Source organism: Thomasclavelia sp. (assembly GCF_017889095.1).
Taxonomy (GTDB): Bacteria; Bacillota_I; Bacilli_A; order Erysipelotrichales; family Coprobacillaceae; genus Thomasclavelia.
This window is the reverse complement of sequence record NZ_JAGHEW010000209.1, coordinates 1-6,842: the sequence shown is the minus strand read 5'-3', so window position 1 is coordinate 6,842 and position 6,842 is coordinate 1. Positions and strand designations below refer to the sequence as shown.

General features: G+C 30.8%; 8 protein-coding genes and 2 pseudogenes. 4 read left to right on the top strand and 6 right to left on the bottom strand.

Going from position 1 to position 6,842, the window contains the following annotated elements; translation table 11 throughout:
• Positions 1-424: hypothetical protein (locus tag J7M77_RS09060; RefSeq protein WP_296877692.1), on the top strand; the 424-nt coding region annotated here is incomplete at its 5' end.
• Positions 425-901: 477 nt separating this feature from the next.
• Here J7M77_RS09060 and J7M77_RS09055 read toward each other — a convergent pair.
• Both J7M77_RS09055 and J7M77_RS09050 read right to left on the bottom strand, forming a co-directional pair.
• Positions 902-1,657, bottom strand: coding sequence for a nitroreductase family protein (locus J7M77_RS09055; RefSeq protein WP_296877690.1), 756 nt, complete (start codon positions 1,655-1,657; stop codon positions 902-904).
• A gap of 75 nt (positions 1,658-1,732) precedes the next feature.
• Entirely contained in the window at positions 1,733-3,325 is a 1,593-nt protein-coding gene (locus J7M77_RS09050) for an ABC-F family ATP-binding cassette domain-containing protein (RefSeq protein ID WP_296877688.1), read from the bottom strand.
• Positions 3,326-3,484: 159 nt separating this feature from the next.
• On the opposite strand from J7M77_RS09050, the gene J7M77_RS09045 reads away from it, so the two are divergent.
• The 3 genes and pseudogenes from J7M77_RS09045 to J7M77_RS09035 form a co-directional block, all read left to right on the top strand.
• Positions 3,485-3,616, top strand: coding sequence for a spore coat associated protein CotJA (locus tag J7M77_RS09045; protein ID WP_296877686.1), 132 nt, complete (start codon positions 3,485-3,487; stop codon positions 3,614-3,616).
• Positions 3,616-3,897, top strand: a complete 282-nt coding sequence (locus tag J7M77_RS09040) for a spore coat protein CotJB (RefSeq protein WP_296877685.1) — start codon at positions 3,616-3,618, stop codon at positions 3,895-3,897. The genes J7M77_RS09045 and J7M77_RS09040 overlap by 1 nt, the downstream gene beginning before the upstream one ends.
• Positions 3,861-4,055: pseudogene (locus tag J7M77_RS09035) on the top strand (manganese catalase family protein); the annotation flags it as partial. The gene J7M77_RS09040 and the pseudogene J7M77_RS09035, both read left to right, overlap by 37 nt.
• 38 nt (positions 4,056-4,093) lie before the next feature.
• Here the strand turns inward: J7M77_RS09035 and J7M77_RS09030 are convergent.
• From J7M77_RS09030 to J7M77_RS16895, 4 genes and pseudogenes are all read right to left on the bottom strand, one after another.
• Positions 4,094-5,635: a recombinase family protein gene (locus tag J7M77_RS09030; protein WP_296877681.1), complete on the bottom strand. Its 1,542-nt coding sequence runs from the start codon at positions 5,633-5,635 to the stop codon at positions 4,094-4,096.
• A gap of 32 nt (positions 5,636-5,667) precedes the next feature.
• Complete coding sequence (locus tag J7M77_RS09025; protein WP_296877679.1) at positions 5,668-6,048, bottom strand: helix-turn-helix transcriptional regulator; 381 nt, start codon at positions 6,046-6,048, stop codon at positions 5,668-5,670.
• A 67-nt stretch (positions 6,049-6,115) separates the two neighbouring features.
• Complete coding sequence (locus J7M77_RS09020; protein WP_367236980.1) at positions 6,116-6,565, bottom strand: helix-turn-helix domain-containing protein; 450 nt, start codon at positions 6,563-6,565, stop codon at positions 6,116-6,118.
• Positions 6,539-6,736, bottom strand: a pseudogene (locus J7M77_RS16895) (helix-turn-helix domain-containing protein); the annotation flags it as partial. The pseudogene J7M77_RS16895 and the gene J7M77_RS09020, both read right to left, overlap by 27 nt.
• Positions 6,737-6,842 lie beyond the last annotated feature (106 nt).

Below are 6,842 nucleotides of genomic sequence, written 5' to 3'. Positions count from 1 at the left end.
TTATATGTTAGTAAAAGCGATCCAGCGAGTCTATTTGTATAAGGGAAATGACGAAATGTTAAAAGGGCTGATACTATCCAAAGATGCCTTAGAGATCGTCGCAAGTCTGGTGGATGATGAAACCTTAAAAAAGATCATGGAAGAAAACAGTAAAGCAAGTAAAGGAGGAGAAGTAGAAATGTGTGAATCAATCAAAGAGTTTAGAAAACAGGTACATAACAAAGCTAAAGCTGAAGGGATTAACGAAGGAAGATCTGAAGAACGAGCTGAGATATTATTAATGATGTTATCAAAGAAAATGGAGATAACAGAAAAAATCAAAGAAACAGTAAATAGAAGCAGTTATGAAATGATGTTAAATGCTTTAGCCAATATTGAACAAATCAATGGACCTGATGATTTGGCTAAGTTATTAGTTCATTAATTAAAGTAATATATATTTTTGATTAACATAGTTAAGTTAAAAGAATCTCAATTAAAAAAATATTGGGATTCTTTTTTTGATAATCAGAGTTTAAAAATTATGCTCTTTAAATAATTTTAGTAAATATTTTCGGAGAATTTTTGTACATTATTAGATTTTAAAATATTTAATTTTAGAAAAATAAGATTGAAAATATGAATCGAATAAGACATAGAATTGTAAAATCAATTTTATATTTTAGATTTTTTAAAGTTAAATACTGTCATAAAATAAAAATTTTTAAAAAGAATTGATATAATAATATCGTATTGATTATCGCTATTTTAGGTTTATAATGGCTTTCTTAAGATTATTTTTGAATCGCATTATTTTATTTTAATAGCAGTAAATAAACATTTTCTGGAAAATTTGTTAATAAGCTATTATTTTTTTAATTGGTAATAAAAAGAGCACTTTATTTTGAGTGCTCTAAGATCATTATTTATCTTTTTTACCCCATTGTTCGAACCATAGTTTAGAAGAACGGGTCATTTCTTCAATAAATGGGTTAGTCCATTTACGGTTATAAATATCATCGACAAAAACTCTACCGCCACCTTTACGATTAGCTTTTATTGCTTTATCATCAAACATTGCTATTAGTTTTTGATCATCAAAGTGTTCATGTTTATCGGTGCTGACAACATATTTACGATCAAAACGAGCAGGTTTTTTACGGTTTTTTTGTTGCAAAGTTGGATATCCCATTACTAACATGCCTACTGGTGCGCAGTATGTAGGTATATTTAATAATTCTTTATGAAATTCATATTGTTCAATAATATCGCCAATAAAACAACTGCCAATTCCTAAACTTTCAGCCGCAACTACAGCATTTTGAGCAGCAATTAAAGTATCGCTATAAGCTAGTAGAAAATCACCATAAGATGGTTCTCGTACATCTTTTCCTTGTTCATAGTATTTAAAGGCATCATACCATTTTTGGTAATCAGCGACAAAAATTAATACTAATGGTGCTTTAGCAATAAAAGGCTGATTATCACATGATTTAGCTAGTTTATCTTTGATTGCCTGGTCTTGAACATCAATGATTGAATATAAGGTCATGTTTCCGGCTGTCGGTGCCTGGATAGCAGCATCAATGATTAAATTCTTTTTTTCTTCTTCGATTTCTTTTTCTTCAAAAACGCGAACTGATTTTCTTTCAAATAACTCTTTTAATGTATTGTTCATAAATTACCTCCAAAATTAAAAGGGAAATGATTAAATTATCATTTCCCATAATATACCATAAATTAGTTAATAATCCTAGAGATTATCTTTATACTCTAAATATTCATCAAATGTTGAAAGACGGTCAAGAATACCGTTTTCATTAAATTCAATAATGCGATTGGCAATTGTTTGGACAAACTGGTGGTCATGACTAGTAAATAAGATATTTTCTTTAAAGTTAATTAAACCTTGGTTCAATGCCTGAATCGTTTCCAAATCTAGATGGTTAGTTGGTTCATCAAGGATTAAAACATTAGCTTCTGACATCATCATTTTGGCTAACATACAACGTACTTTTTCACCACCAGATAAAACTTTGGCTTGTTTTAAAGCTTCTTCACCAGAAAATAACATTCTTCCTAACCAGCCCCGTAAGTCTTGTTCATATTCATCTTTGGTTGAAAATTGACGTAACCAGTCAACTAAAGTTAAATCGCAGTCATTAAAATAACTTGAATTATCTTTAGGAAAGTAAGATTGGCTAGTAGTAACACCCCATTGATAACTTCCTTCATCGGCTTCTAATTCACCAGTGATGATTTTAAAGAAAGTTTCAGTAGCTTTACTATCACCTACAAAGGCAACCTTTTCATTAGGATTAATTGAAAAACTAACGTTGTTTAATAATTTTTTGCCATCAACTGTTTTTGATAAACCTTCTACTTTTAAAACAATATTTCCTACTTCACGCCCAGGTTTAAAACTAATGAACGGATAACGGCGAAGTGATGGTTTTAAATCAACCATTTCTAAGTTATCTAATAGTTTTTTACGTGATGTAGCTTGTTTAGCTTTTGAAGCGTTGGCACTAAAACGAGCGATGAATTTTTCTAATTCTTTCTTTTTGGCTTCGGCTTTTTTATTAGTTTCTTTAGCTTGTTTTAATTGTAACTGACTATATTCATACCAGAAATCATAATTTCCTACATATAATTGAACTCTTGAAAAATCAATATCAACAATATGAGTACAAACTTTGTTTAAAAAATAACGGTCATGGCTTACTACAATAACAGTATTTTTAAAATTCATTAAGAAATTTTCTAACCAGCGAACACTGTGCATATCTAAGTGGTTAGTTGGTTCGTCTAATAATAAGACATCAGGATTACCAAATAAAGCTTGAGCTAATAAAACTTTTACTTTTTGATTAGCTTCTAATTCTTTCATCTTAACATGATGAAACTGCTCATCAATACCTAATCCATTCAATAAAATTTCAGCGTCAACTTCAGCGTTCCAACCGTCCATTTCCGCAAATTCGCCTTCTAATTCCGCTAACTTAATTCCATCTTCATCATTAAAATCAGGCTTGGCATATAACTTTTCTTTTTCTTGCATAATTGCATATAAACGACTATTTCCCATAATAACGGTTTCTAATACTTCGTTTTCTTCATAGGCAAAGTGATCTTGTTTTAATATTGATAAACGGTTATTAGCTTCTAATATAACTTCACCTTTATTAGGTTCAATTTCACCAGATAATATTTTTAAAAAAGTACTTTTACCAGCACCATTGGCACCAATTACACCATAACAGTTACCATTGGTAAATTTAATATTAACATTTTCAAATAAGGCCCGATCGCCATATTGTAAAGATACATTTTGTGTTGATATCATTTAATCTAACTCCTTTTTATCAAAGTTACACCATTATTACATAATATATTGATGAAATCAACCAAATTGTAATATCTATGATAAATTTTATTAATTAAATGATGAATACCCATGATTCTAACTTAGAATATCATAAGTTAAGGTAGAAGGAGGAGTTAAATGAATAAATTAGAATTAGGTATTTCATCAATTAAATACCAGCAATTTCGTAAGATCTATCCGATTGTAAAAGCGTTTAGTGCTGGAACGATCTTTGAAGAATTGGATCTGCCTTGGGGTGAATTATGTTAATGAAAACAGATGATTTATTAATGCAAATCATGATGTTGGATTTTGCAGTTCAGGATGCTGCATTGTTTTTAGACACTCATCCTTGTGATAAAGAAGCTTTAAGTTATTTTAACGAAGCTGCAAAACGTTTACAGACTGCTAAAAAAGAATATCAAAAACAAGGACATGTATTAGTTAATCGTGAAGTTGATGCTTATCAAAACGATTATCTTAATGCTCCTTGGCCATGGGTAGGTGATAGAAAATGTGGTTGTATGAAAAACGTTTGCAATTCCCGATAAACATTACTAAGCCTAACGCTAAAGCAGCTATGGTCATCATCGACCAGCTAGGCGGTCCAGACGGGGAACTCGCTGCTGCATTACGTTATTTATCACAAAGATATACGATGCCATTTCCTGAAATCCAAGCATTACTAACTGACATTGGTACAGAAGAATGTGTACATTAATGTTATATGTGAGGACTTCAAAAAAATTAGAAGTCCTTTAAATGTATATCTAGCATAGGTTTGCTGATGTCCCACTTAGTACGGTTCTTTGAGTCCCGGCTATATTCAATACTTGTAATTATCGTTTTTAAAAGCATATTTTTAGTTTTTGCTGAAACTGTAGGATCTTTTAACGCTTTAAGCACGTCTTTAAACTGTATAACTTTTTCTTCTAAAGTAAACGCTGGCATATCTTCTTTTGCGGCTTTTATTTTTTTTTGCAGTTCTTCGCGTTCTTTGCCCAGCTTTTCATTTCTTAATGTAAATATCTCTTTGGTATAAATATGATCTTCAAGCAAATCATAAAGTTCTTCCTGCCGATCTTCCAGCTTTTCTAAATCCTTTTCAAGATTTATTATCATTTTCTTTTTTATCTCATAAATGGTTGTATCACCGTTTTTTATTTTTACCTCAAAATCTTTTATAACTGTTTCCAGTATAGTAATCACTGCCTGATATATTTCTTCAAATGTTGCTGATTTAGTACCGCAGTGAATCTGATTAGTACAGGCAAGTCTAGGCGCTGATCTATAATATCCTTCCTTGCTTTTATAGGTTCGGTATGTCATGGCTTTGCCGCACTTTTTACAGTAAAGCAGCCCGGCAAGAGGATTTATAATTTCCTTAGAAAATGGTTCTCTGGTATTTTTGCCTAGCTTGTCCTGCGCTTTGTAAAAAAGATCATCAGAAATTAATGCGGGGTGTTTTCCTTCAAATATTTCAAAATCCTTTGCAACTGGTCGAGTTGCCTTTATTTTGCCGTCCTCATATATTTTAACGGTTTTTCTATGGTTCCATTGGATTTTGCCAATATATACGGGATTTGTTAATATTGTTTTTATTTGAACGGGGTTCCAGAACTCCGATTTTCTAGGCTTAATTCCCAAATTATCAAGTTTTCTTGCTATTTTGGTCCAGCCGATCCCTTCATTTACATAGCAGTTAAAAATAAGCTGTATTGCTGGTGCCTCCGTTGCGTTAGGCGCTAAAGTAGGGGATTTGTCAATAAAAATCTTATCATAGCCAAATGGAGCGATAGAGCCTATATAATTGCCTTCCTTAACACTGGCATATTTACCGCGGTTTAGAATTTCTTTTGTATATTCTAAATAGTCGTTTCCCTGGCTAAGTTCCATTTTAAAAAACTTATAATCAAATTTATTGTTAAGATCGTATGTTTTTGACGGTGTAATAACAAGGGTATTGCTGTATTTGAAGCTTGTTAGTATTTTGCCGCCGTCCTCCCAGTCACCGCGGCTTAAGCGCTGCACTTCGATAACAAAAAGTCCTTTTATTTGAGGATCTTCAATTTTAGCCAGGATCTGTTTTATTTCGGGACGATCTTCTATAGTTTCCCCTGATACAACCTCACGAAAAATATTATTTTCGGGAATTTTAGAACCAAATAATCTTATAGCATGATCTTGTAGCTGCTTTTCATGTTTAGCCAATACCTCTTCTACTGTTTCCTCCGGACTGTCTGCCCTGCTTTTTCTTAAATACATTAAATAATTATTAACGTTGTTCATTATTTACACCTCCTTATAGTTTTTTTATTTTTTTAATCTTTTTTTCTTTGGCTAATTAAATACTTAGCGTAATCAATCAGTTTGTCAAGTTCCTCATCAGAAAAATAGCTTTCATTAACTTCTTTAGCCCATTTTTCATAAGACCGTCTTAAATGCGGATCATTTGCTATAATGATACGTTCTAATTTATTGTTTTTTTCAAGAAAGAAATCAATGCTAGTTTGAAAAACTTCGGCTATAGTTTCCAAAGCGGTTATGTGGACTGTTCGTAAACCATTTTCATATTTGTAAATTGTGCTTTGAGTTGTTCCCAATTTTTTGGCTAGTTCTGTTTGTGTCATGCCACGATCTTTTCTTAATTTCTTTAATTTTTCACCAAATTTTATATTTATGTCATTATGAGTTTTATTCATATATAACACCTCATTTCACTTATAACGCTGTCCATAATTTACACCTCCTTATAGTTTTTTTATTTTTTTATTCTTTTTTTCTTTGACTGATTAAATATTTAGCGTAATCAATTAGTTTGTCTAGTTCTTCATCAGAAAAATAGCTTTCATTAACTTCTTTAGTCCATTTTTCATAAGACCGTCTTAAATGCGGATCATTTGCTATAATGATACGTTCTAATTTTGGGTTATCTTCATTTTGAATATGTATACCGACTAAACTGTCTACGATAACACTAAAATAATTAGCAAATTTAATCAATATGTCTATTAGTATTTTAGAAGCTCCACTTTCAAAATTAGCAAGACTACTTATATCAATGTCTAATTCTTTTGATAATTCAGCTAATGTAAGAGCGTGTTGTTCACGTAACATTTTTATTGTATTACCCGTCTTTACGTCATTGGAATCTTTTTCAAGTTCATTATCAACATCAAGAAGAATATCTACACTAGTTTCGAAATAATCAGCTAACATTTGTATTTTAGTCAAAGTTAATTTTCTAGTGCCTTTTTCAATTGCTACTATTGTACTTTGTGTCACATTTAAATATTTAGCTAACTCCGATTGGGTAATATGTTTATCTTTTCTTAATTGTTTTATTTTTTCGCCTACTTCTTTATATAAATATTCATTATCAGCTTTCATATAAATACACCTCCTAATTGATAGGTTTATCAAGTATGGCATTTTTATATAATTTTTTCTTTTATATATTTTTTATATAACTTTTATATCTTTGGTATATCTTTTT

Coding starts and splice junctions, on each gene's coding strand:
- J7M77_RS09030 (WP_296877681.1), bottom strand. CDS start 5,635: ATGAACAACGTTAATAATTATTTAATGTATTTAAGAAAAAGCAGGGCA.
- J7M77_RS09020 (WP_367236980.1), bottom strand. CDS start 6,565: ATGTTAGCTGATTATTTCGAAACTAGTGTAGATATTCTTCTTGATGTT.
- J7M77_RS09040 (WP_296877685.1), top strand. CDS start 3,616: ATGAAAACAGATGATTTATTAATGCAAATCATGATGTTGGATTTTGCA.
- J7M77_RS09025 (WP_296877679.1), bottom strand. CDS start 6,048: ATGAATAAAACTCATAATGACATAAATATAAAATTTGGTGAAAAATTA.
- J7M77_RS09055 (WP_296877690.1), bottom strand. CDS start 1,657: ATGAACAATACATTAAAAGAGTTATTTGAAAGAAAATCAGTTCGCGTT.
- J7M77_RS09050 (WP_296877688.1), bottom strand. CDS start 3,325: ATGATATCAACACAAAATGTATCTTTACAATATGGCGATCGGGCCTTA.
- J7M77_RS09045 (WP_296877686.1), top strand. CDS start 3,485: ATGAATAAATTAGAATTAGGTATTTCATCAATTAAATACCAGCAATTT.